Origin of the sequence: Pseudomonas sp. BBP2017, assembly GCF_003024385.1 — a bacterium.
Classification (GTDB): domain Bacteria; phylum Pseudomonadota; class Gammaproteobacteria; order Pseudomonadales; family Pseudomonadaceae; genus Aquipseudomonas.
Window position 1 is genome coordinate 1 of record NZ_PVZN01000044.1, and the last position, 661, is coordinate 661.

General features: G+C 56.7%; 1 protein-coding gene. It reads left to right on the forward strand.

What is annotated here, in order from left to right:
* A partial coding sequence (locus C6382_RS23725; protein ID WP_146146930.1) for an integrase core domain-containing protein occupies positions 1-610 on the forward strand: 610 nt, incomplete at its 5' end.
* Between the last annotated feature and the right edge of the window lie 51 nt (positions 611-661).

Consider the following 661-nt stretch of genomic DNA (forward strand, 5'->3'; position numbering starts at 1 on the left):
GCATCAGCGAACCGAATTGGTCCAGGAGCACCTGACCGATCTGTTCAGGCGGTACGGACTTCCCCTGCAGATCAATGCAGACAATGGCGCTCCTTGGGGCGCACCACGAAACCCTGGGGAGTTGACGCCGCTAGGGATCTGGCTAGTGCGTCTGGGCATACGCTTGACCTTTAGTCGGCCAGGGCACCCACAGACCAACGGTAAAGACGAGCGCTTCCACCGAACGCTCAAGGCAGAGGTGCTCAGGGACCGCACCTTCCGTGATTTGCGGGAGGCGCAGGAGGCATTCGACCTGTGGCGTGGCGTCTACAACTACAAGCGACCCCACCAGCAGTTGGACTACCAAGTACCGAGGGAGCGCTACCAGATGAGCACACGGCCGTTTCCAAATCGGGTACCAACCTTTGAATACGGACCCGAAGATATCCTGGTCAAACCCTACGATAGTCAGTTCCGCTTCAAGAAGCGCTCATTCCGAATAGCTAAAGCGCTGGTGGGCCACATTTTGGCTTTGCGCCCGAGCGAAAAGGGACCTGATCACTTCGACGTCTACTTCTGTCACCGCAAGCTGAGAACCATCGATTTCAACAACCCGGATGGCAAGCGATAATGTGTCAACCATGTCCCCGTACATGTGTCAGCGATGTCTCCGGTCCATACA